The 26,903-nt window shown below is 40.0% G+C and carries 24 protein-coding genes and 2 tRNA genes; 13 read left to right on the top strand and 13 right to left on the bottom strand.

Going from position 1 to position 26,903, the window contains the following annotated elements; genetic code table 11:
* Positions 1-164 precede the first annotated feature (164 nt).
* From I6E80_RS14020 to I6E80_RS14005, 4 genes are all read right to left on the bottom strand, one after another.
* Positions 165-241, bottom strand: a tRNA-Val gene (locus tag I6E80_RS14020).
* A gap of 226 nt (positions 242-467) precedes the next feature.
* Positions 468-544 (bottom strand) — tRNA-Val (locus I6E80_RS14015).
* A gap of 113 nt (positions 545-657) precedes the next feature.
* The gene (locus I6E80_RS14010) at positions 658-1,722 is read right to left on the bottom strand and encodes a DUF3080 family protein (RefSeq protein WP_231616795.1); all 1,065 of its coding nucleotides are present in this window, start codon (positions 1,720-1,722) and stop codon (positions 658-660) included.
* Positions 1,685-3,055 carry an MATE family efflux transporter gene (locus I6E80_RS14005; RefSeq protein WP_197185788.1) on the bottom strand — a complete coding sequence of 457 codons (1,371 nt, stop codon included), beginning with the start codon at positions 3,053-3,055 and terminating at the stop codon, positions 1,685-1,687. Before I6E80_RS14005 ends, I6E80_RS14010 begins: the two co-directional genes overlap by 38 nt.
* Positions 3,056-3,183: 128 nt before the next feature.
* Between I6E80_RS14005 and I6E80_RS14000 the strand changes: the two genes are divergently transcribed.
* The gene (locus tag I6E80_RS14000) at positions 3,184-3,810 is read left to right on the top strand and encodes a riboflavin synthase (protein ID WP_007585130.1); all 627 of its coding nucleotides are present in this window, start codon (positions 3,184-3,186) and stop codon (positions 3,808-3,810) included.
* Position 3,811: 1 nt separating this feature from the next.
* On the opposite strand, the gene I6E80_RS13995 is transcribed toward I6E80_RS14000, so the two are convergent.
* Both I6E80_RS13995 and I6E80_RS13990 read right to left on the bottom strand, forming a co-directional pair.
* A complete protein-coding gene (locus I6E80_RS13995; protein WP_002962509.1) occupies positions 3,812-4,015 on the bottom strand; it encodes a CPXCG motif-containing cysteine-rich protein in 204 nt (67 codons plus the stop codon).
* A gap of 103 nt (positions 4,016-4,118) precedes the next feature.
* Entirely contained in the window at positions 4,119-4,991 is an 873-nt protein-coding gene (locus tag I6E80_RS13990) for a fructosamine kinase family protein (RefSeq protein ID WP_197185787.1), read from the bottom strand.
* Positions 4,992-5,118: 127 nt separating this feature from the next.
* On the opposite strand from I6E80_RS13990, the gene I6E80_RS13985 reads away from it, so the two are divergent.
* From I6E80_RS13985 to I6E80_RS13970, 4 genes are all read left to right on the top strand, one after another.
* Positions 5,119-5,811 carry a DUF445 domain-containing protein gene (locus tag I6E80_RS13985; protein WP_197185786.1) on the top strand — a complete coding sequence of 231 codons (693 nt, stop codon included), beginning with the start codon at positions 5,119-5,121 and terminating at the stop codon, positions 5,809-5,811.
* A gap of 123 nt (positions 5,812-5,934) precedes the next feature.
* The gene (locus I6E80_RS13980) at positions 5,935-6,720 is read left to right on the top strand and encodes a hypothetical protein (RefSeq protein ID WP_197173556.1); all 786 of its coding nucleotides are present in this window, start codon (positions 5,935-5,937) and stop codon (positions 6,718-6,720) included.
* A gap of 100 nt (positions 6,721-6,820) precedes the next feature.
* On the top strand, positions 6,821-8,203 hold the full coding sequence (locus tag I6E80_RS13975; RefSeq protein WP_197185785.1) for an amidohydrolase: 1,383 nt from the start codon (positions 6,821-6,823) through the stop codon (positions 8,201-8,203).
* Positions 8,204-8,215: 12 nt separating this feature from the next.
* Entirely contained in the window at positions 8,216-9,457 is a 1,242-nt protein-coding gene (locus I6E80_RS13970; RefSeq protein WP_076924541.1) for an amidohydrolase family protein, read from the top strand.
* Between the two features lie 117 nt (positions 9,458-9,574).
* Here the strand turns inward: I6E80_RS13970 and I6E80_RS13965 are convergent, their stop codons facing one another.
* Both I6E80_RS13965 and cspD read right to left on the bottom strand, forming a co-directional pair.
* The gene (locus I6E80_RS13965) at positions 9,575-11,797 is read right to left on the bottom strand and encodes an NADP-dependent isocitrate dehydrogenase (protein ID WP_197185784.1); all 2,223 of its coding nucleotides are present in this window, start codon (positions 11,795-11,797) and stop codon (positions 9,575-9,577) included.
* 525 nt (positions 11,798-12,322) lie between these two features.
* Positions 12,323-12,541, bottom strand: a complete 219-nt coding sequence (gene cspD / locus I6E80_RS13960) for a cold shock domain-containing protein CspD (protein WP_002962500.1) — start codon at positions 12,539-12,541, stop codon at positions 12,323-12,325.
* 209 nt (positions 12,542-12,750) lie between these two features.
* Between cspD and clpS the strand changes: the two genes are divergently transcribed.
* Together clpS and clpA are read left to right on the top strand one after the other, a co-directional pair.
* Entirely contained in the window at positions 12,751-13,059 is a 309-nt protein-coding gene (clpS, locus tag I6E80_RS13955; RefSeq protein WP_007585109.1) for an ATP-dependent Clp protease adapter ClpS, read from the top strand.
* A 93-nt stretch (positions 13,060-13,152) separates the two neighbouring features.
* Entirely contained in the window at positions 13,153-15,414 is a 2,262-nt protein-coding gene (gene clpA / locus I6E80_RS13950) for an ATP-dependent Clp protease ATP-binding subunit ClpA (protein WP_170070794.1), read from the top strand.
* 213 nt (positions 15,415-15,627) lie between these two features.
* Here clpA and infA read toward each other — a convergent pair whose 3' ends face one another.
* From infA to trxB, 4 genes are all read right to left on the bottom strand, one after another.
* A complete protein-coding gene (gene infA / locus I6E80_RS13945) occupies positions 15,628-15,846 on the bottom strand; it encodes a translation initiation factor IF-1 (protein ID WP_002962494.1) in 219 nt (72 codons plus the stop codon).
* A 90-nt stretch (positions 15,847-15,936) separates the two neighbouring features.
* Positions 15,937-16,641, bottom strand: coding sequence for an arginyltransferase (locus I6E80_RS13940; RefSeq protein ID WP_010552618.1), 705 nt, complete (start codon positions 16,639-16,641; stop codon positions 15,937-15,939).
* Positions 16,634-17,350 carry a leucyl/phenylalanyl-tRNA--protein transferase gene (gene aat, locus I6E80_RS13935; protein ID WP_170070795.1) on the bottom strand — a complete coding sequence of 239 codons (717 nt, stop codon included), beginning with the start codon at positions 17,348-17,350 and terminating at the stop codon, positions 16,634-16,636. Before aat ends, I6E80_RS13940 begins: the two co-directional genes overlap by 8 nt.
* Before the next feature lie 97 nt (positions 17,351-17,447).
* A complete protein-coding gene (trxB, locus tag I6E80_RS13930; protein WP_024599037.1) occupies positions 17,448-18,398 on the bottom strand; it encodes a thioredoxin-disulfide reductase in 951 nt (316 codons plus the stop codon).
* Between the two features lie 298 nt (positions 18,399-18,696).
* On the opposite strand from trxB, the gene pssA reads away from it, so the two are divergent.
* Positions 18,697-20,022, top strand: a complete 1,326-nt coding sequence (gene pssA, locus I6E80_RS13925; RefSeq protein ID WP_024599038.1) for a CDP-diacylglycerol--serine O-phosphatidyltransferase — start codon at positions 18,697-18,699, stop codon at positions 20,020-20,022.
* 132 nt (positions 20,023-20,154) lie between these two features.
* On the opposite strand, the gene ald is transcribed toward pssA, so the two are convergent.
* Positions 20,155-21,276 (bottom strand): alanine dehydrogenase, encoded by a 1,122-nt coding sequence (ald, locus tag I6E80_RS13920; RefSeq protein ID WP_024599039.1) that lies wholly within the window; start codon positions 21,274-21,276, stop codon positions 20,155-20,157.
* Positions 21,277-21,418: 142 nt separating this feature from the next.
* Between ald and lrp the strand changes: the two genes are divergently transcribed.
* The 5 genes from lrp to crcB all read left to right on the top strand — a co-directional run bounded on the left by lrp (position 21,419) and on the right by crcB (position 26,903).
* Positions 21,419-21,898, top strand: a complete 480-nt coding sequence (gene lrp, locus I6E80_RS13915) for a leucine-responsive transcriptional regulator Lrp (protein ID WP_007582985.1) — start codon at positions 21,419-21,421, stop codon at positions 21,896-21,898.
* 174 nt (positions 21,899-22,072) lie between these two features.
* The gene (locus tag I6E80_RS13910) at positions 22,073-24,571 is read left to right on the top strand and encodes a DNA translocase FtsK (RefSeq protein ID WP_197185783.1); all 2,499 of its coding nucleotides are present in this window, start codon (positions 22,073-22,075) and stop codon (positions 24,569-24,571) included.
* Entirely contained in the window at positions 24,568-25,194 is a 627-nt protein-coding gene (gene lolA / locus I6E80_RS13905) for an outer membrane lipoprotein chaperone LolA (RefSeq protein WP_197185782.1), read from the top strand. The genes I6E80_RS13910 and lolA overlap by 4 nt, the downstream gene beginning before the upstream one ends.
* Positions 25,187-26,530: a replication-associated recombination protein A gene (locus tag I6E80_RS13900; RefSeq protein WP_197185781.1), complete on the top strand. Its 1,344-nt coding sequence runs from the start codon at positions 25,187-25,189 to the stop codon at positions 26,528-26,530. The genes lolA and I6E80_RS13900 overlap by 8 nt, the downstream gene beginning before the upstream one ends.
* A complete protein-coding gene (crcB, locus tag I6E80_RS13895; RefSeq protein ID WP_021032117.1) occupies positions 26,523-26,903 on the top strand; it encodes a fluoride efflux transporter CrcB in 381 nt (126 codons plus the stop codon). Before I6E80_RS13900 ends, crcB begins: the two co-directional genes overlap by 8 nt.

Raw genomic sequence — 26,903 nt, 5'->3', positions numbered from 1 at the left:
TCGATAAAAACTGGAGTTTTTAGGATGATCATTTGAGGCTTGGCTCTCGTTATTTTTAAATTTTGAATACAGAATAATAAAAAAACCAAGAATTTAAATTTCAACAAAAAATTAAACGAGTAAATTGAATAGGTAATTTAACTGTTTGAAATATCGAGTTTAATTGGTACGACCGAGTGGATTCGAACCACCGACCTCTACCATGTCAAGGTAGCGCTCTAACCAGCTGAGCTACGGTCGTACAATTTTTTTAGGATTCTTAAATGTTGGTACGACTGAGTGGATTCGAACTACTGACCTTTGGACCGGGTGATCAAGAGTAGGTAGTGCTTTTTCCTTCAGTGATACTTTTTTCTTAAATGTTGGTACGACTGAGTGGATTCGAACCACTGACCCTTGGACCGGGTGATCAAGAGTAGGTAGTGCTTTTTCCTTCAGATGTACTTTTATTTATTTTACTTAAATGTTGGTACGACTGAGTGGATTCGAACCACCGACCCCTACCATGTCAAGGTAGTGCTCTAACCAACTGAGCTACAGTCGTATTACTTTATTTAAGTAGGTGTTAATTGCTTAACAACGGCGGCTAATATATAGCGTGGCGGTTAGTGAATCAAGCAAGTTTGTTGTTTTTGAGTTTATTTGCCGTTTTTTTATTCATATTGGGCTTATTTCGCACGTTTTATAAAAACCTTGCCACCAAACCACATGTTTTTTAGCTGAGCTTTTTAGTAAGTTCAGTAAGTTACTTGTCGAGCCCGTTTTGACTAAGTTATTAATTTGAGGACTTGAGATACTTTCGTTAAACCAAAGCTCATTATAAAGCGGTTGTAGTGCCTCTAGATAACCAGTTAATTGCGCTTGATAGGGCTGAATTTGTTTTAGGTAAAACTTTTGGAATACGTTGCTTATGATTTTTGCATTTTTATTATTTTTACCTTGAGGACACAACGTATTAAAGTTTAGTGTTTTTACAAGCTGTGTGGCGTTGTTATTTAACACTACCTGCTTGCGGACTGATTGAATGAGTGCTTGGTTAAATTGAAATTTATTAAGCTGCTCGAGTGCACTAAAAATAGAATCGCTATTAATTTTATTAAATTCTTTAGCGTTAATTTGCTGCTTAATAAGTACAAGTTGTTTGAGCGCCTGCAAGGTATCACTGAAGCCAGCGGGTTCGTTACTTAGCTCGTTTGATGTTAACAGCCATGTTTTATTAAGCTCTGGCTCTTTAAATAACATGGCGTTAAAAGAGTGCATTAGGTGTATTTGTTTGTAGTTTTTGGCTGCGAGTATTTTTGTGTAACTAGGACTATTTTTATCAAGGCTGTTCAAGCAAACCTGCGCACTTTTAATAAAGTTTATTTGATATTTTAATTGCCCAGCAGCGCTGGCGGTTTTTCCTAATTGGTTATTGTGCTCACTTATAAGCACGTTTAGCTTACATTGGCTAATGCCTGCAAGCTCAACAATACTCAGTGTTAGGTCGCTTTGTGCTATTGGGGGAGGCTGCAGTAAGGGGAGTTGCTTGAGTGGCGCAGGCTCTGTGGTGCTTGTATCAACTGTGCTACTTAAGCGTTCAATATAAGTAGCGTTTATACTACTTTGTGGTTTGCTGCAGCCAGTAAGCGTTAAAAAACACATTACCAACATTGCAGCTGGTAATGTTTTAAGGCTGAGTTTATTAGTTTTGATTGAGTGCATCAATTTTAAAAAATTCATATTTTAAACGTTTTTTTACCGTTAGCATTAATAAAATAGCAGCGACACTAAGTCCCACTATTATCCCAGCCCAGAAACCGTGTGGCCCCATAGCTGGCACTATTATATCTGTTCTTGCTAATACGTAACCTAAACAAAAGCCGATTAACCAATACGATATAAACGTTATATACGATATAGGCGTGGTGTATTTTAACCCACGAAGTATGCCATTTGCTGCAACTTGCAATGCATCAGGTAATTGGTAAATACACGCTAAAATCATAATTGATGAAGCCAATGCCATAACAGCGGGGCTGTCGGTATACAGTTGGCTAATTAAATCACGACCGGTGAACGTAATAAGCGCTAAAAATAACGCCACAGCAATGGCTAAAATATAGCTGGTAGAAACCGCAACTTTTAATTGAGTCATGTTCTTTTGGCCGTATAAGTTACCTATACGAATGCTGATAGCGATTGATAGGCTCAGCGGCATCATAAACAGCAATGTAGTTACACTGGCTGCTATTTGATGTCCAGATATAGCTACTGCACCTAAATGCGCTATAAATAGCGGTATACACGCAAATAAAGTGACTTCAAAAAAGGTGGCTAGTGAAATTGGTATACCTAACTTAGTAATAATACCAATGGTAGTGAAATTAGGTTTTTCGAATGATGAAAGCAGGCCTTTAGCATCTACTTTTTTACTTATTTGGCAGTAAGTGACTTGTGCTATTGCCATAACAGTTAAAACAATGGCTGTTGCAATACCACAGCCCGCGCCGCCATAAGCAGGAAAACCAAATAAGCCATTTATGAAAATATAATTTACCGGAATATTAACAGCTAAACCTAATAGGCTTATGTAAAACGCGGGCTTGGTCATTCCCATGCCTTCGGTAACGTTTCTGTATACCGTAAAAATTAAAAATCCAAATACACCCCATTTCACAAAGTGGATGTAGTCAATAGCAAGGCTTGCAATAGCAGGCGTTGTATCGAGCTTAAAAATAATAGCATCTGCTAAATGGGCAATTCCAAAGCCTGTAAAGCTCAAAATAGCGGTCAAATAAAGCGCCTGTTGAAAATAGTGGCTAATGCCTTTGCGGTCATCACTGCCCGAAAACTGCGCAATAATACCAGTAAGCGCTAATAAAATACCTTGAAGGCCAAGTAATAATGGGTTCCATATTCCTGTTGCAATAGAAAGTGCAGCTAAGTCAGTAGGGCTAACTTGGCCTGCCATAATTGTGTCGACGACCGACATTAAAATAAGTGTAACTTGCGCTAAAAAAACAGGTAAAGCGAGGGAAAGTAAACGCTTGGCTTCCCAATTGCAAAAGGTCATAAAAACAGCTAGTTGATAAAATAGGGCGTAATTGTAATCTATTGGGGTTTAAATAAAAATCACAGTAGTGAATGATTTTATGAGTTGATACGTTAAACTAGCACTTTGTAATAATTTAAAGTGATTTTATGTTTACAGGAATAGTGCAAACGCAAGCTACCGTGGTCTCAAAAACTCAAACAGACGGTGTTTTACGCTTAGTTGTATCGGTAAGCGATGAGTACGTTAAGCATTTAGATTTAGGCGCAAGCATTGCTATTAATGGCTGTTGTTTAACAGTTGTGCAAGTTGAGCTAAGTAATCACGATGTGGTGGCGCAAGTTCATTTTGATGTGATTGACGAAACTCTAAAGCTAACTAATTTAGGGCTGCTTGAGCTAGGTAGTTTAGTTAATTACGAACGCTCTGTTACGTTTGGTACTGAGCTAGGTGGGCATATAGTGTCTGGGCATATTCATTGTACGTCACAAATTTCTCAAATAGTGAAGCTTGAGAATAACTGTAAAATTCAGTTAAGCCTGCCAAAAGAATGGCAAAAGTATGTGTTGTATAAAGGGTTTGTTGCGATAAATGGCGCAAGCTTAACCGTGGGCGAAGTTGATGAACAAGGTTTTTGGTTACACCTAATTCCGGAAACGCTCGCCATTACAAACATTGGTGCAGCGCAAGTGGGTGACAAGTTTAATATTGAAGTTGATCAGCAAACTTACACTATTGTAAATACGGTAGAAAACTACTTACGCCATCAGGCTTAAGTTAAAATATTTGTTCGTCATCACTGTCTACGTGTAGCTCTAATTTATTGTTAGCATGGTCAATATGCATATTTAAATGAATTGGGTTACAGCAGGCAGTGCAATCTTCTATATAGTCTTGATCGCCACTGCTAGCGTCTAGGTCTAAATGAATATGGTGTCCGCAGTGTGGGCACGTTATTCGTTGTGATAAAAAATCTTTCATAATCACTCCAGTTATAAATAATTAAGTTAGATTCAACTTAATCGCTTACAGATGAACACCTACTTACTCATTAAATATAGTGCTGAAATGCAGCTTATGACACTTATTTTATACCTTCAAACACCAGCTTTTCTATATGTTGTTTAGCTTCAGTAAGATAGTGACCGGCAAAGATGTTAGCGTGATTTAAAATAGGGTATAGCTGGTATATTAACTTACGTTTTTCGTAATTTTGAGAAAGCGGGTAGTGCTGGTTATAGGCGCTATAAAAGTCTTTTGGCAGTGGCGCAAATAGTTCGCTCATTGCAATATCGACTTCCCGATCACCATAATAACAAGCTGGGTTAAATACCGTAGGCTCTGCTTTTAAAAAGCCCATATTTCCACGCCAAAAATCGCCATGTAGTAATGAAGGCTCAACTTGATGACTGTGCAGCTGTTCTTTAACGGTATTAATTAAGCGCTCGGGTTCAATAAAGTTAATGCCTTTTTCAGCGAGTAGCTGTAATTGCCACCCTATACGTTCTTCGGCGTAAAATACATCCCATTTTTTGTGCCATCGGTTGGGTTGTATGGTAGTGGCTATGTAATTGTCTACATCAAAGCCAAACATGGCTTGGTCGTGTTTTTGATGCATTTTAGCGAGGCTGCTTCCCATAGTTGCCCACGTGTTGTGGGGTTGTTTATCTAAAATAAGCCACTGTAAAACAATAAATGAAAACTCTATATTTGCACCGGTTGTAATACATTCAGGGACTTTAAAATTACTATTTTGCGCCAAAAGCTTTAAGCCAATAAATTCACTTTCTAAACGCTCGAGTTCGCTTTTTAATGCTATTTTAACGAAGAAGTTATGCGTACCATTGGTAATATGAAATAGTTTGTCGGTATTTGTACTTTGTAATTGGCGTTTATAGGTGTGTTTAAAGTCAAAATTAATAGCTTGGCTGATGTGCTCATTTACTGTTTTCCACATAATAATTGTTCACCTTTTAAACAGATACTTAAACTATGGCAAAAAGAGATTAATTTAACAATCTAATCGTTGTAAAATTGGCGGCTAGGTTTAAATAAATAATTACAACGACTGTAATGGAGTAAAAATGAACAAAAGTTTAATAACCAATTTGCTAGCGGGTTTATGTGTTGTTGTTGGTTTTATGTTTAACCAAGCAATTGTGTTATCTGTTGGTTTATTTGCACTTTCTGGCGCGGTAACTAATTTATTAGCTATTCATATGTTATTCGAAAAAGTCCCGTTTTTATATGGCTCAGGCGTTATAGCGCTTAAGTTTGAAAGCTTTAAAGTCGCTATACGAAACCTAATATTAACGGAGTTTTTTTCAGAGCAAAAAATTAATAATTTACTCAATAAAGCGCAGCCTAATATCGATTTTGAGCCAATAATTAGTAATGTTGATTTAAACCCTGCATTCGACAATTTACTTGTCGTTATTGAAGAATCTCAGTTTGGTAGCATGTTAGGTATGTTTGGCGGCACAGCGGCAATAGAGCCAATGCGTGAAAAGTTTATTGAAAAAATGCAATTGTCGCTTGGTGAAATCTCTCAAACTGACGACTTTAAAGCATTAGTAACCCAAACACTTTCACAAGGTAATAGTGCTGAGAGTTTACATAAAACGGTACTTAAATTAGTAGATGAGCGCCTAGATGAGCTTACCCCTAAAATGGTTAAAGAGATTATTCAAACCATGATCCGCGAGCACTTAGGCTGGCTTGTAGTGTGGGGCGGTGTGTTTGGTGGTTTGTTTGGTTTAATTGCAGCGCTTATTTAAGCGCTGTTTTGTGTTAAGTGATATCTGTAAAATAATTAAATTAAATGCTTTTTTGCGGCTGACATATTTTTTCAGGCTGTTATTATCGCCCCCATAATTTAGTCGTGTTTTTTAGGAGCAACGGTGAGCAAAACGTTAGCCAGTTATTATCAGCAAGCATACGCTTGCGATCAGCAGCATTTTAACCAGTGTTTTTATTGTGGCTGTGAAGCGACAGAGCGCGACCATTGTCCGCCGCTGCATATGCTACAAAGCATTGTTGATTTAGGTGAAGAGGCTGACTTTATATCTATTGCGGCGTGTTATGAGTGCCATGCACTTTTACATAACGAAAGGCTGATGACGATTGATGAGCGCTTTACTAAAATGAAAAAAAAGCTCGCCACCAAATATGCAAAACCACTGCGTGTTTATAACATGTGGGAAGAAAACGAACTTGGCGACATGAGCGACGAGTTTGCGCATAGTATTGCAGCGGGTATGAAATTAGGAAAAGAAGCCGCTGAGCGTTTAGCGTTTACGGGTTTTAGCTATGCCACAGAAGATGCCAAAGTCGCGGTGCGTGAAAAAACGAAAGAGTTTGATGTAGAGGGCATGATATTTACCGACTTTAAAGAGGCGCTAAATTATTGCATTAACGATTTAAACGTACAAAAAAGTGACTTTTATAAAATTTTGGTTGAAGACTACCAAGGTGATTTTAATAAAGCATTGAGCCAGTATCGCCACCGACATGACAAAGTAACTGCAGCCAAAGACGGTAATACACTTATTAAAGATTTTTCTAAGCTACATAAGCAAAACTCTGATTTTGTAACGCGTACGGTTAAGCACTTTATTAGCAAAGATCCATCGCTTACAACCGAAGGTGCGCTTGAAAAGTTGTATAACAATTATATAAAGAAATAATTACAGAAATTCATCTTAATTAACTGCGTTTTCACCTGTTTTTTTGGCTTTATTCCTTAGCTTTCGCTAAAGTAGCAAAAAAACAGGAGATCCAAACAACATGCAAAAATTTGCACCTTCTTTATTAGCGGTTGGCTTAGCTGCCGCACTTGTCGGTTGCCAAGAAAATGGCCCGCAAGACGATAAAATAACAATCAACAAAAATCCTTATCCAAGTACTTATCAGCCCGTTTCTACATCAAGCACACTTATTACAAATGCAACAGTACTTACAGGTACTGGTGAGCGTTTAGATGATGCTGATGTATTACTTGTTGGCGGCAAAGTACAACAAGTCGGTAAAGACTTAACTGCGACTGCTGATCTTACAATTGATGCACAAGGCAAATGGGTAACACCAGGTATTATCGATGTACATTCACATTTAGGCGCTTACCCAAGCCCATCGGTTGAGTCGCATCAAGATGGTAACGAAATGACAAGCCCTAACACTGCAGAAGTGTGGGTTGAGCATTCTGTTTGGCCACAAGATCCAGGCTTTAATCGTGCACGTGAAGGCGGCATTACTTCTCTGCAAATTTTACCAGGATCAGCTAATTTATTTGGTGGACGCGGCGTTACGCTTAAAAACGTCCCTGCACATACTATGCAAGGTATGAAGTTTCCTGATGCGCCATACGGTTTAAAAATGGCGTGTGGTGAAAACCCTAAACGTGTTTATGGTCGTCAAGGGGTATTGCCTTCAACCCGTATGGGTAATATGGCTGGTTACCGTATGGCGTGGGCTGAAGCCGCTGAATACAAACGCGCGTGGGATAAATACGATGCAGATTATGAAGCCGGTTTAAACCCAGAAGCACCAGTACGTGACATTAAACACGATACACTTCGCGGTGTGCTTGAGGGCGAAGTGCGTATCCATAATCATTGTTATAAAGCTGAAGAAATGGCAATGATGATTGACCTGTCAAAAGAATTTAATTACGACGCGGGCACATTCCATCACGGTGTAGAAGCATATAAAATTGCTGACCTACTAGCCCAAAATGGTTCGTGTGCTGCACTTTGGCCAGACTGGTGGGGTTTTAAAATGGAAGCCTACGACATGGTTCAAGAAAACGTAGCTATTGTTGATGCGGTTAAAAACTCGTGTGCGGTTGTTCACTCAGATTCAGATACTACTATTCAGCGCTTAAACCAAGAAGCTGGCAAGGTTATGTACCGTGCTAACGAAAACGGTTTTGATATTTCTGAGCAACACGCTATTAAATGGATCACAGCTAACGCTGCTAAATCGTTAGGTATTGATGACAAAACAGGTTCACTAGAAGCGGGTAAGCAGGGCGATGTGGTTATTTGGAATCAAAGCCCATTTAGTGTTTATGCTAAAGCTGAACAAGTGTTTGTTGATGGTGCAAAAGTTTACGATAGAAACGACAGCGCATATCAAGCAACAAGTGATTTTATGTTAGGTCAACAATAAGGAGCACCCAGAATGAAAAATTTATCACGTTCGTTTTCGCTTTCTCTGGTTGCTGCAGGATTATTAGCATCTGGTGCTGTAAGCGCACAATCGCTAGCAATTATTAATGCAACATTGCATACGTCTTCTGATCAAGGTGTATTAGAAGCGGCAAGCATTGTAATGACAGATGGCAAAATTACAGCGATTAACCCAACTGAAATTAAAGTAGATGAAATTATTGATGCAAAGGGCCAAATTGTAACCCCAGGCTTTATTGCAAGTATTAATCAACTTGGTTTAGTTGAAGTAAGTGCAGTTGCAGGCTCTCGCGATGCAGGCGAAGAAAAAGCAGGTATTGATTTTGACGTAAGCCTTGCTTACAACGCACATTCAAGCTTAGTTCCTTATGCTCGTAAAGGCGGTGTAACACGCGATGTAATTACCCCTCATGGTGGTGATAGCATCTTTTCGGGCCTAGCGAGTGTTGTTGATTTAAGTGGTAGTTTTGATAGCGACATGCAAAAACAAGCAGCTTTAATTGTTTACTTAGGTGAGCGTAGTAAAGGTTCTCGTGCTTTTACTTTGCAAACACTTATTAATAAACTTGATGAGCACAAAACTAAAGCCGGTAAAAAAGCTAAAAAAGATGACGACAAGCCAAGTACTGAAGATAAAGTAATGGCAAAAGTACTCAGTGGCGAAATGCCATTAGTGGTTGGCGTATCTCGTGCGGCAGATATTATTGAGCTTATTAAAGTAAAAGAGCAATTTGGTATTAACTTGGTACTTAATGGCGCACAAGACGCTGTTGTAGTAAAAGAGCGAGTTGCTAAAGCAAATATCCCAGTGATCGTTAGTGCAATGGATAGCTTACCAGCAAGTTTTGATTCGCTTCATGCGAGTTTAGATAATGCAGGTGTGCTTGAAAAAGCAGGGGTTAAAGTATTATTAACGGTAGGTGGCGATGCAAGCCACAATATTTATCAGCTGCGTTTTGATGCTGGTAATGCTGTATCGTATGGTATGAGCCAAGAAGGTGCGTTAAAAGCGGTTACATCAAACGTTGCAGATGTATTTGGTATCAATGCCGGTAGTCTTGAAGTAGGTAAAGCCGCTGATGTAGTAATGTGGAGTAATGACCCGTTTGAACTAAGCAGCCACGTGAGCAAAATGTTTATAAATGGCGTTGAGGTATCTACACAATCTCGCCAAGATAAACTGCGTGACCGTTATACAACTGATTCAAAAATGCCACGCGCCTATACAAAATAGTATTGCCTACTATCTTTATTTAGGTAAAAGAAAAGGCTGCAACTGCAGCCTTTTTTTATGGTTACAAAAAAGCCGCTTACTTTTACAAGTAAGCGGCTTTTAAATTTAAACCAATATTTATACTAACTTAGCAAGAATATCGTTAAATGTAGTGCTTGGACGCATCGCTTTAAAGGCTGCATCATCGTTAGGCTGGAAGTAACCGCCTAAATCAACTGCAGGACCTTGCGCATCGTTAAGTTCACTTACGATTTGCTCTTTATTAGACTCAAGGTCGCTAGCAATTTGAGTAAACTGTGCTTTAAGTTCACTGTCATCATTTTGCTTAGCAAGTTCTTGTGCCCAGAATAAAGATAGGAAGAAATGAGAACCACGGTTATCAATTTCTTTTACTTTACGTGAAGGAGACTTGTTTTCTGCTAAGAAAGTGCCTGTCGCTTTATCTAGAGTATCAGCCAGTACTTGTGCTTTGTTGTTACCCGTAGTTACGCTAAGGTGCTCAAGTGATGCAGCAAGTGCTAAAAATTCACCTAAAGAATCCCAACGTAAGTGGTTTTCTTTTTCGAATTGTTGAACATGCTTAGGTGCAGAACCACCCGCGCCAGTTTCAAATAAGCCGCCACCGTTCATAAGAGGAACAATTGAAAGCATTTTAGCACTCGTACCTAGCTCTAAAATTGGGAATAAATCTGTAAGGTAATCACGTAATACGTTACCTGTTACAGAAATAGTATCTTTACCTTCTTTAATACGCGCTAATGAGAACAATGTTGCTTCAAGCGGTGCTAAAATTTGAATATCTAGGCCAGCTGTATCGTGATCTGGTAGGTATTTGTTTACTTTTTTGATTAGCTCAGCATCGTGCGAACGATTTTCATCTAACCAGAAAATAGCAGGAACGCCTGTTGCGCGTGCACGATTTACTGCAAGCTTAACCCAATCTTGGATTGGTGCGTCTTTAACCTGACACATGCGCCAAATATCGCCTTGCTCAACACTGTGCTCAAGTAATGTATTGCCATTTGCATCAACAACACGGATAGAACCATCTGCTTTAGCTTCAAACGTTTTATCGTGTGAACCGTATTCTTCAGCTTTTTGAGCCATAAGGCCAACGTTTGGAACGCTACCCATAGTTGTTGGATCAAACGCGCCATTTACTTTACAAAAATCAATAGTTGCTTGGTAAATACCTGAGTAACAACGATCTGGAATTACAAAGCTTGTGTCTTGTAATTTACCATCGTTATTCCACATTTGACCGCTTGAACGGATTGCAGCAGGCATAGACGCATCGATAATCACGTCACTTGGTACGTGTAGGTTTGTAATACCTTTATCAGAGTCAACCATAGCAATAGCAGGGCGGTTAGCGTAAACAGCTTGAATGTCTGCTTCAATTTCTTCGCGCTTAGCATCATCTAATGTTTGAATTTTAGAATATACATCGCCTAAACCATTATTTACATCAACACCTAGCTCTTCAAAAAGCTCACCGTGTTTAGCAAATACATCTTTGTAGAATACTTTTACAGCGTGACCAAAGATAATTGGATCAGATACTTTCATCATTGTCGCTTTCATGTGAAGCGAGAATAAAACACCTTTTTCTTTAGCAGCGTCAATTTCAGCAGCTAAGAAAGCTTGAAGCTTAGAAGCGCTGATGCTTGATGCATCAATAACTTCGCCAGCTAAAAGAGGCGTGCTTTGTTTAAGTACAGAAACGTCGCCGTTAGTTGCAACATGTTCAATACGTACATCAGTGGCCGTATCAACAGTTACTGACTGTTCTGAACCGAAAAAATCGCCTTCGCTCATGCTTGCAACATAAGACTCTGAATCTTTGCTCCATGCACCCATTGAATGTGGGTTGTTACGTGCATATTCTTTTACAGAACCTGGTGCGCGACGATCTGAGTTACCTTCACGTAGTACAGGGTTTACTGCACTGCCTTTGATTTTGTCGTAAGCAGCTTGAATTGCTTTTTCTTCATCATTTTTAGGTTCAACAGGGTACTCTGGAAGAGCGTAACCTTTTGCTTGAAGCTCTTTAATTACAGCGCGAAGCTGTGGTACAGATGCACTGATGTTTGGTAATTTGATGATGTTTGCTTCTGGTGTTTTAGCAAGCTCGCCAAGTTCAGCAAGTGCATCACCAATGCGTTGTTCTTGTGTTAAATAATCAGGGAAGCTAGCAATTACACGACCTGCTAATGAGATATCGCGAGTTTCAACTTCAACACCGGCCGCATTTGTATATGCTTGGATGATCGGTAGCAACGAGTAAGTTGCTAGTGCCGGAGCTTCGTCCGTTTTTGTATAGATAATTTTTGATGTCATCATCATTCCTAGATAGTAGACCGATAAGGTCTTATTCAACAATGCAAAGAAAATCATTACTAATGAGTGAGTACATATTATTAAACAAGTTAATGAATACATACGCTCGTAATGAATAGTTTGTTAGGTGTTGGTACTCAGCGTTGCTCTTTTATAAAAGCAGAATAGTCACACCTGACGAACTGGAATTGTATTTATAGCTAAAAAATTAACAAAAATAAATCAGCCTTTAGCCTAGTACATATAAAAGAGGCGACAAGTTGGATTAGTTGCTGCGTTAATACGCAATTTTTAGCACCAAGAGTGTAACAAGCTTAAATAAAAAGGGCTAGAGTTTGAGCATGCCCAATAAGCAGTTAAACAATCAACTCTTAGAACATTGGGGTATATAAAATAAATTCAAGGAAAAGGGTTGAATTTGGATGAAAAGAGGCAATAAATAGAGAAGAAGAGATAAGTTAGTGTGCTTAAGGAATTAAGCGAGGATCTTAAAAGGTCACTCGCTTTAGTCGAACAAAACAATAGTCACTCAATAATGTCACCATCTGGGGCAATATTTTTAGCGTGTAGACCTTTAGGTCCTTGTTCTAATTCGAATGTTACATCTTGACCAGCTTTAAGCGTTTTATAACCGTCCATTACAATTGTTGAGTAATGAGCGAAAATATCATTCTCGCAGCCGTCTTCCACGATGAAACCAAAACCTTTAGCGTTGTTGAACCATTTAACTTTACCGCAAGCCATACTTCTACATCCTTCAATAAGTTGACTAATTTAGTTATTCTAAATTGTATTATTTGCTAGACTGACTAAGGTTTAATCAATCTACGTTTGACTGTAGTTTATTTAGCCAACCAGTCAAGTGTTTTGAGTTATTTTTTTAACATTTTATTTATTTTTTATTCAAGTTTGCTTGAGTTACAAAGACAAGACTATATTTAATTATGAGTGGTATGAAAGATTCAGGTGTTATCGACACAGTTCGCGACAGTGAAAAGCAAAAGCTACAGCCGCCGCGAAAATATAAAGTTGTTTTAAATAACGACGACTACACGCCGATGGACTTTGTAATAGAAGTTTTAACGACGTTTTTTAATATGGATAGCGATAGAGCAACCGACGTGATGCTTCAGGTTCATGAAAAAGGTAAGGGTATATGCGGTGTTTACAGCGCCGATGTAGCCCACACCAAAGCTGAACAAGTTAACCGCTACGCGCGTGATAACGAGCATCCACTGCTTTGTAGTTGTGAGCAGGAATAATACCAATTTAATACAATTGGTATAAATACCAATTAGGGTGATCAAACATCCGATTGTTGTGGTATAAATTATTATCTCAGTAAGGGGTTGCCAATGCTAAACAAAGACTTAGAACTCACATTAAATGCCGCGTTTCGTGAAGCGCGCACTCGCCGTCATGAGTTTATGACCGTAGAGCACCTTTTACTTGCGCTTTTAGATAATCCTTCTGCAGGAGAAGCCCTAAACGCGTGTGGTGTTAATATTTCTGGTTTAAAAACCGAATTATTAGAATTTATTGACGAAACAACACCCGTCATTCCAGATTTAGAAGAAGAACGTGAAACTCAGCCAACACTTGGCTTTCAACGTGTATTACAACGCGCTGTATTTCATGTGCAATCGTCAGGTAAAAATGAAGTTACTGGCGTTAATGTGCTAGTTGCTATTTTTTCTGAGCAAGAAAGCCAAGCTGTATATTTACTAAAAAAGCATGATGTATCGCGTTTAGATATCGTTAACTTTATTTCGCATGGAATTTCTAAAGCAGATGATGATTTAGGCAACGACAGCGACGATATTCATGATGAAGTGCAAGAAGTTCAAAATGAAGAAGCAAGCAAGCTAGACAGCTTTACAACTAACTTAAACGTTCAAGCAAGCGAAGGTAACATTGACCCACTGATCGGGCGCGACAGCGAAGTAGAGCGCACGGTACAAGTATTGTGTCGTCGTAAAAAGAATAACCCATTACTTGTTGGTGAAGCGGGCGTTGGTAAAACAGCAATTGCTGAAGGCTTAGCGTATCGTATTGTTAATAAGCAAGTACCAGAAGTAATTGCAGACGCTGTTGTGTACTCGCTAGATATGGGTGCATTGCTTGCGGGTACTAAATATCGTGGCGACTTTGAAAAGCGCTTTAAAAGCTTACTTAAAGAGCTGCAAGCTGAGCCAGGCTCTATTTTATTTATTGATGAGATACATACCATAATCGGTGCCGGCGCGGCGTCTGGTGGTGTTATGGACGCATCAAACTTGCTTAAACCACTCCTTTCAAGTGGTAAGCTACGTTGTATGGGTTCAACAACTTACAATGAGTATAAAAATATTTTTGAGAAAGACCGTGCATTAGTTCGTCGCTTTCAAAAAATTGATGTACTTGAGCCAAGTGTTGCCGATACCACTAAAATATTAAACGGCTTAAAAGAGCGTTACGAAGAGCACCATGGTATTCGTTACACTCAAAAAGCATTAAAAGCAGCTGCAGAACTCAGTGCTAAATACATTAATGAGCGTCACTTGCCAGATAAAGCAATAGATGTAATTGATGAAGCCGGTGCAAGTCAGCGCCTGCAACCTAGCTCTAAACGTAAAAAAACCATTGGTGTGGCAGATATAGAACTAATTATATCTAAAATGGCACGTATTCCTGCGCAAAGCGTCTCGTCAACAGATAAAGAAACGCTTAAAAACCTAGACCGTAACCTTAAAATGCTCGTGTTTGGGCAAGATCAGTCTATTGACGCGCTTACATCAGCGATTCGTTTATCTCGCTCTGGTTTATCGAGCGAAGAAAAACCTGTAGGTTCGTTCTTGTTTGCAGGGCCTACCGGTGTGGGTAAAACAGAAGTAACTAAGCAACTGGCTAAATGCATGGGTGTTGAGTTTATTCGTTTTGATATGTCGGAGTATGTAGAGCGCCATGCAATAAGCCGACTAATTGGTGCACCACCAGGGTATGTTGGTTTTGAGCAAGGCGGTTTATTAACAGAAGCCGTTATTAAAAACCCACATGCGGTTGTACTTTTAGATGAGATTGAGAAAGCGCATCCTGACATTTACAACATTTTGCTACAGGTTATGGATCACGGTACGTTAACCGATAACAATGGTCGTAAAGCTGATTTTAGAAATGTAGTGGTTGTAATGACTACCAATGCGGGTGTACAAGAAACTACACGTAAGTCGATTGGTTTTACAGAGCAAGACCATACACATGATGCAATGGGCGAAATTAATAAAGTATTCTCGCCTGAATTTAGAAACCGTTTAGATAACATCATTTGGTTTAATCACCTTGAACGTGAAGTTATTTTACTGGTGGTTGATAAATTTATTGTGGAACTGCAAGCGCAGCTTGATAAAAAATCGGTTAACCTTGAGCTTACGTCCAAAGCACGTGAGTGGTTAGCAGATAAAGGCTACGATAAAGCGATGGGTGCACGTCCAATGGCGCGTGTTATTCAAGAAGAGCTTAAAAAGCAATTAGCTAACGAAATATTATTTGGTGAACTTGTTGATGGCGGTACGGTTAAAGTATCGGTTAAAGATAAGAAGATTCGCTTTGATTACGAGAGTAATTTAACACCAGCTTAAACGTTAATTAAATAATTTAGTTAAATAAAATGGCCCGCTACATAATAGCGGGCCATTTTTTTTGCCCTTTTTATAGGCAACAAAAAACCCAGTAAAAACTGGGCTTTTTGTTTATTAAATGTAATTGCTAGTCAATGTCTATCAATTACATTTAATAAACGCTTAAAGCTAGTTAAATACTAGCCAAAAACTAAATCTCGTTTACGCACTTACTTAGCGAGCACGGAATACGATACGACCCTTTGATAAATCGTAAGGAGTCATTTCTACCGTTACTTTATCGCCGGTTAAAATACGGATATAGTTTTTGCGCATTTTGCCTGAAATATGAGCCACAACTACGTGACCATTTTCTAGCTCAACTCGGAACATTGTATTTGGTAAAGTATCAAGGACAGTCCCTTGCATTTCGATTACGTCTTCTTTCGCCATGTTTAGCGTAACACCTCTTTAATAGTTAAACGCTGCAGATTTTGCCCAAAATACTCCAATAAGTAAAGGCGCAGGGGCTATATTTGCAAATTAAATAGCCACCCACTCATCATTGAGCTGTTTTTGAGCAGGTAAAAACTGAGTTTTGTACTTCATTTTGTCGCATTCATCAATTTGATAGCCCAAGTACACGTATTGTTTATTTTGTTCTTTAGCAAACTTTAGCTGCTCTAATATCATCACAGAGCCTAAACTATAGTGTTCAAAGTCGGGGTCAAAAAAGGTATAAATTGCAGAAATAGCGCTATTCATACAATCGGTTACAGCAACTGCGACTAAAGTATCTTGGTGCCACAGTTCAATAAATGTGATCTTAAGCCAACTGCAAAGTAAAAAACTTTGAAACTGTTCTTTTTCAGGAGGATACATACTTCCATCCTGATGACGCATCGTTATGTACTTGCTATAAAGCGGATAGTACTCAGGTCGCTCTTGCGTTGAATATTTTACCTCAAACTGTGTTTTTGCTTTGTTTAGTTTACGTTTTTGCGATTTTGAGGGCATAAAGTCTTGTGCTAATACACGTACAGAACTGCATGCGCTGCATATTGGACAGTGCGGACGGTATATTTGATTACCACTGCGACGAAATCCTAAACCTAATAAAGACTCAAATTTGTCGGTGCTGTAGCAACTGGGATCAAGAATAACTAAAAGTTGTTCTTGTCTGTTGGGTAAATAGCTACAGTCAAACTCTTGGGTTAAACCAACACGTGCAGGAAGTTGTTCATTCATAGATTGCGTCAAGTTCTTGTGGCTCCCACATAATAGGGTTAACAGTATAGTTATGTGCAGCTTTTAGTTTAGTCAAAAATGTGGAGCGGGGGATTACTTGTGCACCCAGAGTCATTAAATAAGGGTTTTCTAACTGGCAATCAATAAAATGCGCATTATGGCGTTTAAGCCAATTTACCAGTGCCCACATAGCAAGCTTGGAGCAATTGGTTTGATGATGAAACATTGACTCACCACAAAAAACACCGTTTTGCATAATGCCGTATAAGCCACCTGCAAGCTCCCCGTTACTCCATACCTCTAAACTATGTGCAATGCCGGCATTGTGTGCATTAACGTAAGCGTCGAGCATGTCAGAGGTGATCCAGGTGCCATCGGTATCAAGGCGTTGATCGCGACAGGCTTCTATCACCTCTTCGAAGGCATTATTAATGGTTACTCTTACAGGATGCTTTTTTAAATGCTTACGCAGGCTCTTACTTATATGAAAATCATTAAGCTCAAAAATGCCTCGCTCGCTAGGCGACCACCACATAATAGGCTCATCTTCGCTAAACCAAGGGAATATTCCGCTTTTGTAGGCATTACTTAGGCGAGGTAAACTCAAATCTCCGCCAATTGCCAGTAAGCCATCAGGGGATTCTAATGCGTATTCCGGATTGGGGAATGCTATATCGGTTTCACTTAATTGGTATAGCTGATTTCTCATACAGTACTTATTTTATAATTGATCGTAAAAGTGTAACTATATTTTAGACATAAAAAAAGGGCTGAATAATCAGCCCTATAATAATTTATTTAATTGCTTATAAATTATCTAAGAAACGCTCTGCATCAAGGGCAGCCATACAGCCTGTACCCGCAGATGTGATTGCTTGACGGTAAATGTGGTCTGACACATCACCTGCAGCAAAAACGCCTTCTACGCTTGTTTGAGTCGCGTTACCGTGAAGACCAGACTCTACAACTAAGTAGCCATCTTTCATTTCTAGTTGACCAACAAACATATCTGTATTTGGCTTGTGACCGATAGCAATAAATACACCGGCTAAATCAAGTTCTTCAGTTGCACCAGAGTGTGCATCTTTAATGCGCACACCGGTTACGCCCATTTGATCGCCTAATACTTCGTCAAGCGTGCGGTTGTAATGCATTACAACGTTACCGTTTGCTGCTTTTTCAGCAAGGCGGTCAGCAAGTATCTTTTCACTGCGGAAACTGTCACGACGATGAATAACATGTACTTCGTCAGCAATGTTAGATAAGTAAAGCGCTTCTTCAACCGCTGTATTACCACCACCAACAACCGCTACTTTTTGACCTTTATAGAAAAAGCCGTCACAGGTAGCACACGCCGAAACACCACGGCCTTGGAAATTAGTTTCAGACTCTAGGCCTAAGTATTTAGCAGAAGCACCTGTTGCAATAATTAACGCATCACATGTGTAAGTACCTTGGTCACCAGTTAGTGTGAAAGGGCGCTTAGATACATCTACTTTATTGATGTGATCGAATATGATTTCAGTTTCAAAGCGCTCAGCGTGCTCTTTCATACGATCCATTAACGCAGGACCTGTTAAACCGTGTGCATCACCAGGCCAGTTTTCAACTTCAGTGGTGGTTGTTAATTGGCCACCTTGTTGAATGCCTGTAATTAAAACAGGGTTTAAATTTGCACGTGCTGCATATACTGCGGCAGTATAACCAGCTGGGCCAGAGCCTAAAATTAGTAGCTTACAATGTTTTGCTTCAGTCATTATTTTTCCTAAACGTTTAATACTGTGTTCAATATGCTCATTAATGCGCTTGATTCTAAGAAAAACAAGGCAGATGTAAACAAAATCCGCGATTATTTTTTTTCTCAAATCGAAAAGCTGTGCAGTATTGTGTACTAGAGCTCTATGCTTTTACAGCTAATATGCCAAAGTAGCTCAATAAATAGACTAACAGGCAATAAAACAGCGTTAATTCATGACCCCTTTGATTTTTTTTGTTATGTTTTACCTAATTTTATTTGTCACTGATAGATTATGTGACCTAAGCAAATAGGCAACTATGTTATTTTGGCAGGAAAAACCCGCATTCGGGTTGACTTCAAAAGACGTTAACGTCTTAACCAATGCGCAAGATTACCGAACGCAATTGCTACGTTTGATAGCTAACGCAAAAAAACGAATTTATATTACGGCGTTGTATTTACAAGATGACGAAGCAGGCCGCGAAATTTTAGAAGCGCTGCATCGTGTGTCATTGGCAAACCCCGCACTTGAAGTAAAAGTGCTGGTGGATTTCCATCGTGCGCAACGTGGATTAATTGGCGCTGATAAGTCAGACGGCAACGCAAGTTTATACTGTGACGATTTAGAAAAGTTTAAATCGAACGTACAAGTTTATGGCGTACCTGTAAAAGCTAAAGAATTATTTGGCGTATTGCATTTAAAAGGTTTTGTAATTGACGACACCTTACTTTACAGCGGCGCAAGCTTAAATAACGTGTACTTGCAATACAGCGAACGCTACAGACTCGATCGTTATTTTTTAATAACGCAGAGCGAGCTGTGTGACTCGGTGGTAGATTTTATTGAGACTAAGCTGCTTAGTTCAGATGCTGTACCGCGCATAGACACTCGACCGCTTAAGCGTTTGCACGACTTTAAGCTTGATCAAAAGCAATTAATGCGTGATTTAAAAGTCGCAAGTTATAACGCAGCAGAGCAGCTAAATACCAAAGCATTAGGTATTCGCTTGTTTTTAGGGCTCGGGCGTCGTAACAACGAACTGAACAGACTAATAAAAGCGTTATTTGATACCACAGAACAAGAGCTTGTGTTGTATACGCCATACTTTAATTTTCCGGCACCGCTTATGCGATCACTGCGCCGATTATTAAAGCAAGGTAAGCAAGTGACTATTGTAGTAGGGGATAAAACAGCAAATGACTTTTATTTACCGCCAAGCGAGCCGTTTAGTAAAATAGGGGCATTACCTTATTTGTACGAAACTATTTTGCATAAGTTTGTAAAAACGCAAAAGCGCCATATCGATAACGGTAATTTAAATGTGTATCTGTGGAAAGATGGAAGTAATTCGTTTCATTTAAAAGGTATATGTTCAGATAGAACAAAGCATTTACTGAGCGGGCATAACTTAAATCCGCGTGCATGGGGTCTTGATATCGAAAACGGTATTTTAATAGAAGATCCAGAGCAAACAATTATGGATGCTATTGATAACGAAAAGCAGGAAATTTTACAACACTGCCGACGTTTAACAGGCCCAGATGATTTAGAAACGATGGATGATTACCCGCAGCCAGTTAAAAAACTACTTGGCCAAGCTAAGCGCGTAAAAGTAGATTTTATAATTAAGCGTTTTATCTAAACCATTTTATTTAAACCAGTTTATATAAATCTGAAATTTAAATACAAAAAAAGCAGCTAATTAGCTGCTTTTTTATGGGTTGTAGTTAGGTCGCTACATTACTAAATAATAACCTAACTACAAAACGCTAAATTATGCGTTTTCTACCGCTGTGCGTGGGTCAACATATTCCATGTTGAACGCTTCAGCTACTTCTTTGTAAGTTACTTGGCCTTTAATTACATTTAAGCCTTTTAAGAAGTGAGCGTCATCTAGTAATGCCTTTTTATAACCTTTGTTTGCAAGGTTAATGATGAAAGGCAATGTTGCATTGTTAAGTGCAAACGTAGATGTACGTGGAACAGCACCTGGCATGTTAGCAACACAGTAGTGAACAACTTCATCAACGATGAAAGTAGGATCAGCATGCGTCGTTGCTTTAGAAGTAGCAATACAGCCACCTTGGTCGATTGCAACGTCAACAATTGCAGAACCAGGTTTCATTGCTTTAATGTGCGCAGCAGTTACTAATTTAGGTGCAGCTGCACCTGGGATTAGTACGCCACCAATTACTAAGTCAGCTTCTAGTACGTGTTTTTCTAGTGCATCAGCAGTTGAGTAAATAGCTTTTACTTTATTACCAAATTGCGCATCTAGTGCACGTAATACGTCGATGTTACGATCAAGCACTACAACTTCAGCACCAAGGCCAACAGCCATTTGAGCTGCGCTACGACCAACCATGCCGCCGCCAATAACAACAACTTTAGCAGCTTCAACGCCTGGTACGCCACCTAGTAGCATGCCACGACCGTGGTTAGATTTTTCAAGCGCTTGTGCACCAGCTTGAATAGACATACGACCAGCAACTTCGCTCATAGGAGCTAGAAGCGGTAAACCACCGCGAGAGTCAGTTACAGTTTCGTATGCAATACAAATAGCTTTACTTTTTACAAGGTCTTCAGTTTGTGGAAGATCAGGTGCAAGGTGTAAGTAAGTGAAAAGAATTTGGTCTTCACGTAGCATTGCACGCTCAACAGCTTGTGGCTCTTTTACTTTTACAATCATGTCTGCTTTAGCGAAAACGTCAGCAGCAGTTGCTAAAATTTCAGCACCCGCTAGCGTGTAATCTTCGTTAGTAAAACCAATACCCATGCCTGCATCAGTTTCTACAATCACTTGGTGACCGTGGTTTACTAATTCACGAACACTTGCAGGAACCATACCTACACGGTATTCATGGTTTTTAATTTCTTTAGGAACACCAATAATCATATCATTTGCCTTATTAAGAACGGATTAACATTTTCCACTATTATATTCATCATAAGCCCGTGTGTCTCACCTTTTTTAAAGTCAAATCTAGTGTTATCATCTATATAATAAAAATAAACAGTATAAAAAACTAGTTGGTACTATGCATCAATTGTTAGATAGAATTGACCGTAAAATTTTAATGGAATTACAACACGATGGACGCTTGTCAAATGTTGAACTGGCCAGACGAGTTGGTCTAAGCGCCACGCCCTGTCTGGAGCGAGTGAAAAAGCTAGAACGAGAAGGTTACATACTTGGCTATAAAGCAGTGGTCGATCCAGCTAAGCTTGGGCAAGGTTTATCGGTGTATGTAGAAGTAACAATTACTAAAACCTCTCCTGACGTATTTGATGAGTTTAGTGCGGCCGTTAAAAAGCATGAAGAAATTATAGAATGTCATTTGGTATCGGGTAATTTTGATTTTTTACTTAAAACGCGCGTAAATGATATGTCAGAATACCGTGGCGTATTAGGCGACATATTATTAAAATTGCCTAATGTTAGTGAAAGCCGAACTTATGTAGTAATGGAAGAAGTAAAAGGTGAAGAAGGCGTAATTATTCGGCCCTATATTACTTAAGGTTATTTATATTAGCTTGTGCCATTTGCTTATATAAGCTCAAATTATAAAAACTTGTTCATAATCAGGCCATCAAGGTTAAGATAAAGTGCAACAAATTGCATTTCCTGCTAAGGTATTTCACTGCTAAGTAAGTGTGAATAAAAATAGAATAATAAAGAGGAATAGGGAACTATGCGCCTAAACGGTGTGCAAAGACTATTAGAAACAGGGCTGATTATCAGCACCTTTACGGCAATATTTATTTTATGTGCCTTGATCAGCTTTGATCCAGCAGATGCTGCATGGTCGCAAACTAGTTTTAGCGAAGTAAGCAACATTACAGGAGCTGCCGGTGCATGGGTAGCCGACATTTTATTACTCACCTTTGGTTGGTTGGCTTACTTAGTGCCTGCGGCCATTCAGCTATTTGGCTATTTGTTATTTAAACAACCTCACCGAATTTTACAGCTTGATTACACTACCTTAGCGCTACGTGTTATTGGTTTTGCTTTATTTATCACCTCAGCTACCGCTATTAGTAGTATCAATTTTGACGATATTTATAATTTTTCATCTGGTGGGGTAGTGGGCGATGTTATTGCATCAGCCATGATGCCTGCATTCAACTTTACCGGCACGTCTATATTATTGCTGTGTTTCTTTTTTGCAGGGCTTACCTTATTAACGGGTGTATCGTGGGTTGACTTTGTAGATTACCTTGGCGATTTAATGGTTAGGTTTTACCGCTTTATTGTATCGTACGCAAAAGGCTGGATGCACCGAGAGCATGCTGCGGGCAAAGTAAATAATCACGATGAAGAAGATGCCCATTTTGAAGACGATATAAAAGAGCAAATAGAGCTGCCTACATCATCTAAAAAAGCAGATAAACAAAAAGCAATTAATAAACCACAAACACCATTTAGCGAGCCACAAATTAGTGACGACTTTATGCCGTTTGATGAACTTGACGACATACTCGATCAAGAAATTGGCTTTAGCGCCATAGACGACGAGCCAATGGATACAGAAGCTGCATTAAATGCGCTGGACCAAAGCCCCGTAATAGAGCCTGAAAAACCAGTGACTACGGTTGTATCGCCAGCTAGACCAATGCCTAAGCCAAAACCAGCATATCAACCGCCGCCAACGGCTAAAGAAAAATTTGAGCAATTATTAACACAAGAGCCACCTCCGGGGCCGTTACCGTCGCTTGATTTACTCGACAGACCAGACAAAGCTAAAAACCCAATTTCGCAAGAAGAGCTCGATACAGTATCGCGCTTAGTAGAGACAAAACTACTCGACTTTAACGTTCAGGCAACGGTTGTAGCAGTGTACCCTGGCCCTGTTGTTACGCGTTTTGAACTCGATTTAGCACCAGGTATAAAAGTATCTAAAATTACAGGTTTAGCAAAAGATTTAGCCCGCTCGCTTTCGGCAATTAGTGTGCGTGTTGTAGAAGTTATACCAGGTAAAACGTACGTAGGTATTGAGCTTCCTAATAAACACCGCGAAATAGTACGTTTGTCAGAAGTAATAAACGCGCCTAAATTTGAGCAAAATCCATCCCCGCTTACCATGGTGCTAGGTAAAGATATTGCTGGTCAGCCGGTATGTGCTGATTTAGGTAAAATGCCACACTTATTGGTGGCCGGTACAACCGGTTCAGGTAAATCAGTGGGCGTTAATGTCATGATAGTAAGCTTGCTGTACAAATCGGGTCCTGATGATGTACGTATGATCATGATTGACCCCAAAATGCTTGAGCTTTCAGTATACGAAGGCATTCCGCATTTACTGTGTGAAGTAGTGACTGACATGAAAGAAGCTGCCAACGCACTGCGTTGGTGTGTAGGCGAAATGGAACGTCGTTATAAATTAATGTCAGCTTTGGGTGTGCGTAACTTAAAAGGTTACAACCAAAAAGTGCTTGATGCCAATGAAGCGGGTTACCCGATTCTAGACCCATTATTCAAAGACACCGATGGCATGAAAGAAGGCCCAGACGAGCTAGGCAAATTACCAAGCATTGTTGTAGTAATAGACGAATTTGCCGACATGATGATGATTGTAGGTAAAAAAGTAGAAGAGCTAATTGCACGTATTGCCCAAAAAGCACGTGCGGCAGGTATTCACTTAGTGCTTGCTACGCAGCGCCCATCGGTTGATGTAATTACAGGTTTAATTAAAGCAAATATACCAACGCGTATGGCGTTTCAGGTATCAAGCAAAATAGATTCGCGCACAATACTTGACCAACAAGGCGCTGAAAATCTACTGGGTATGGGCGACATGCTTTATTTACCGCCAGGTACTAGTGTACCAGAGCGTGTACACGGTGCGTTTGTAGACGACCATGAAGTACACGCTGTAGTAAACGATTGGAAAGCACGTGCTAAGCCAAATTATATTGATGAAATATTAAATGGCGATGCCAGCGAAGATATTTTATTGCCAGGCGAAGCAAGCGAAAATGCAGACGAAGAAAACGATCCGTTATACGACGAAGCTGTATCGTTTGTAATAGAAACTGGCAAAGTATCGGTATCGTCAGTGCAACGTAAATTACGTGTTGGCTATAACCGCGCAGCACGTTTAGTAGAGCAAATGGAAACATCGGGTATCGTGAGTTCACCAGGTCATAACGGTGCTCGCGATGTATTAGTACCTAATGGAGCAAATTCATGAAAAAAGTTAACGCCTTATTATTAGTGTTAGGCAGCGTACTTGCCGCACCAAGCTTTGCTGACGACAGCCAAGCATTACAAGACAGACTTGCCACTTTAAAAAGCTTTAAAGCGCAGTTTGCACAACAAGTAACAGACAAAGAAGGCCAAGCAGTTATGCAAGGCGAGGGCACAATAGCGCTTCAACAGCCTATGATGATTCGCTGGCAGCAAACTAATCCAGACGATACGTTATTTGTATCAAACGGCGATAAAACCTATTACTTCGACAGCTTTGCTGAGCAAGTAACGATTATGAAAACCAGCAGCCTAATCGATTCAACACCATTTGTGCTACTTACATCAAAAGACCCAGCACAGTGGGAAAAATACAGCGTACTTGCAACAAATACAGGTTTTAGCGTAACGCCAAATAAAGGCGTAGAAAGCCAAGTAGAACAACTTGATATAGCGTTTGCAGGTAACGAGCAAGGCCTTGCTAAACTAGTCGTTACCGACAACTCAGGGCAGCTATCGTCATTTACGTTTAACAATGCACAAGTTAATACGCAGCTTGATAAAAGCACTTTTGAATTTACGCCTCCTGAAGGTGTTGAAATAGACGATCAGAGTAACGGTGAGTAATTTAGGTTTTAACTTTGGGCCCGATGTACGGCCACTTGCCGCGCGTATGCGCCCTACAACGCTTGATGAATACATTGGTCAGCAGCACTTATTAAGTGCTGACAAACCACTGCATCAAGCCATTGTAGCGGGGCGCTGCCATAGTTTAATTTTGTGGGGCCCGCCGGGTGTAGGTAAAACAACACTTGCGCAAATAATTGCCAACCACGCTGATGCCTCACTAATTCAAATGTCGGCGGTAACCGCAGGCGTAAAAGATATACGCGACAGCGTAACGCAAGCGCGGGACAACCTAGAAAGCCGTGGCCAACGCACCCTTATGTTTGTTGACGAGGTGCACCGCTTTAATAAATCTCAGCAAGATGCGTTTTTACCGCACATAGAAGACGGCACCTTTATATTTGTAGGTGCAACCACCGAAAACCCATCATTTGCCCTTAACAACGCTATATTGTCGCGAGCACGCGTGTATGTTTTGAAATCGCTTGCCGACACCGACTTATACAGCGTTATAGAGCGCGCACTTAAACAAGACGAACAATTAAGCCAAAAACACATCACTATTGCCGAGAATGCTAAAAAGGCACTATGCCAAGCAAGTGGCGGCGATGCGCGTAAAGTACTTAATTTACTTGAGCAAGCGGTTGATTTAACAATCGAGCAAAACGGGCAATACAACGTAGACGAGCACGTACTTAGCCAAGTATTACCAACTCATTTGGCCAAATACGATAAAGGCGGCGATGAGTTTTATGATTTAATATCAGCCTTTCACAAATCAGTACGAGGTAGCTCCCCTGACGGTGCGCTGTATTGGTATTGCCGAATTTTAGCTGGTGGTGGCGACCCCTTGTATGTAGCAAGGCGTTTACTTGCCATTGCAACAGAAGATATTGGTAACGCCGATCCGCGTGCGATGGAAGTGGCCTTAAACGCATGGGATATATTTCAGCGAGTAGGCCCAAGCGAGGGCGAACGTGCAATTGCACAAGCTACATTGTACTTAGCCAGCGCACCTAAAAGTAATGCGGTGTATATGGCGTTTAATCAAGCCAAAGCAGATGCTCAAAACGAGCCAAGTTACCCCGTGCCAGAGCACCTGCGTAATGCGCCAACCAACTTAATGAAAGACTTAGGCTACGGCGCTGAGTACCGATATGCGCATAACGAAGAAGGCGCATTTGCCGCAGGTGAAAAATATTTACCGCCAGAAATGGACGGCAAAGAATATTACTTACCGAGCGAACGCGGCCTTGAGCAAAAAATTAAACAAAAACTCGATTACCTAAAAGAGCGCGATGCGCAAAGCCCACTTAAACGGTACGAAAATGATTAAACTTTATATGATGATCGCCCTTGGCGGAGCCTCAGGTGCGTGTTTACGGTTTTTTATTAGCGAAAGCATGCTAAAACTCCTCGGTAGGGGATTCCCTTTTGGCACGTTGACGGTTAATATTCTGGGTTCATTGTTAATGGGCATTTTGTACGGTTTGATAGATAAAGAAATTATCACCGCAAGCCCCGCCAAAACCCTTATCGGTATTGGCTTTTTAGGTGCATTAACCACCTTTTCAACATTCTCAATGGACTCGTTGTTGTTATTACAACAAGGTCACTTTATTAAAATGGCCCTCAATATCATCTTAAACGTGATGGTGTGTATTTTTATGGCTTGGCTGGGCCTTCAGCTAGTAATGCAAAAAGGTTAA

Source organism: Pseudoalteromonas sp. NSLLW218, assembly GCF_015864775.1.
Classification (GTDB): Bacteria; Pseudomonadota; Gammaproteobacteria; order Enterobacterales; family Alteromonadaceae; genus Pseudoalteromonas.
Note: the sequence above shows the minus strand (reverse complement) of the source record. Positions and strands in the feature narration are given on the sequence as shown.

What these genes read in the sequence shown, in the direction of transcription:
- I6E80_RS13965 (WP_197185784.1), bottom strand. Translation starts at nt 11,797, where the DNA reads ATGACATCAAAAATTATCTATACAAAAACGGACGAAGCTCCGGCACTA.
- I6E80_RS13995 (WP_002962509.1), bottom strand. Translation starts at nt 4,015, where the DNA reads ATGAAAGATTTTTTATCACAACGAATAACGTGCCCACACTGCGGACAC.
- lrp (WP_007582985.1), top strand. Translation starts at nt 21,419, where the DNA reads ATGCATCAATTGTTAGATAGAATTGACCGTAAAATTTTAATGGAATTA.
- I6E80_RS13975 (WP_197185785.1), top strand. Translation starts at nt 6,821, where the DNA reads ATGCAAAAATTTGCACCTTCTTTATTAGCGGTTGGCTTAGCTGCCGCA.
- I6E80_RS14000 (WP_007585130.1), top strand. Translation starts at nt 3,184, where the DNA reads ATGTTTACAGGAATAGTGCAAACGCAAGCTACCGTGGTCTCAAAAACT.
- clpS (WP_007585109.1), top strand. Translation starts at nt 12,751, where the DNA reads ATGAAAGATTCAGGTGTTATCGACACAGTTCGCGACAGTGAAAAGCAA.
- aat (WP_170070795.1), bottom strand. Translation starts at nt 17,350, where the DNA reads ATGAGAAATCAGCTATACCAATTAAGTGAAACCGATATAGCATTCCCC.
- cspD (WP_002962500.1), bottom strand. Translation starts at nt 12,541, where the DNA reads ATGGCTTGCGGTAAAGTTAAATGGTTCAACAACGCTAAAGGTTTTGGT.
- I6E80_RS13970 (WP_076924541.1), top strand. Translation starts at nt 8,216, where the DNA reads ATGAAAAATTTATCACGTTCGTTTTCGCTTTCTCTGGTTGCTGCAGGA.
- clpA (WP_170070794.1), top strand. Translation starts at nt 13,153, where the DNA reads ATGCTAAACAAAGACTTAGAACTCACATTAAATGCCGCGTTTCGTGAA.
- crcB (WP_021032117.1), top strand. Translation starts at nt 26,523, where the DNA reads ATGATTAAACTTTATATGATGATCGCCCTTGGCGGAGCCTCAGGTGCG.
- lolA (WP_197185782.1), top strand. Translation starts at nt 24,568, where the DNA reads ATGAAAAAAGTTAACGCCTTATTATTAGTGTTAGGCAGCGTACTTGCC.
- I6E80_RS14005 (WP_197185788.1), bottom strand. Translation starts at nt 3,055, where the DNA reads ATGACCTTTTGCAATTGGGAAGCCAAGCGTTTACTTTCCCTCGCTTTA.
- pssA (WP_024599038.1), top strand. Translation starts at nt 18,697, where the DNA reads ATGTTATTTTGGCAGGAAAAACCCGCATTCGGGTTGACTTCAAAAGAC.
- I6E80_RS13990 (WP_197185787.1), bottom strand. Translation starts at nt 4,991, where the DNA reads ATGTGGAAAACAGTAAATGAGCACATCAGCCAAGCTATTAATTTTGAC.
- infA (WP_002962494.1), bottom strand. Translation starts at nt 15,846, where the DNA reads ATGGCGAAAGAAGACGTAATCGAAATGCAAGGGACTGTCCTTGATACT.
- I6E80_RS13940 (WP_010552618.1), bottom strand. Translation starts at nt 16,641, where the DNA reads ATGAATGAACAACTTCCTGCACGTGTTGGTTTAACCCAAGAGTTTGAC.
- I6E80_RS14010 (WP_231616795.1), bottom strand. Translation starts at nt 1,722, where the DNA reads ATGAATTTTTTAAAATTGATGCACTCAATCAAAACTAATAAACTCAGC.
- I6E80_RS13985 (WP_197185786.1), top strand. Translation starts at nt 5,119, where the DNA reads ATGAACAAAAGTTTAATAACCAATTTGCTAGCGGGTTTATGTGTTGTT.
- trxB (WP_024599037.1), bottom strand. Translation starts at nt 18,398, where the DNA reads ATGACTGAAGCAAAACATTGTAAGCTACTAATTTTAGGCTCTGGCCCA.
- ald (WP_024599039.1), bottom strand. Translation starts at nt 21,276, where the DNA reads ATGATTATTGGTGTTCCTAAAGAAATTAAAAACCATGAATACCGTGTA.
- I6E80_RS13910 (WP_197185783.1), top strand. Translation starts at nt 22,073, where the DNA reads ATGCGCCTAAACGGTGTGCAAAGACTATTAGAAACAGGGCTGATTATC.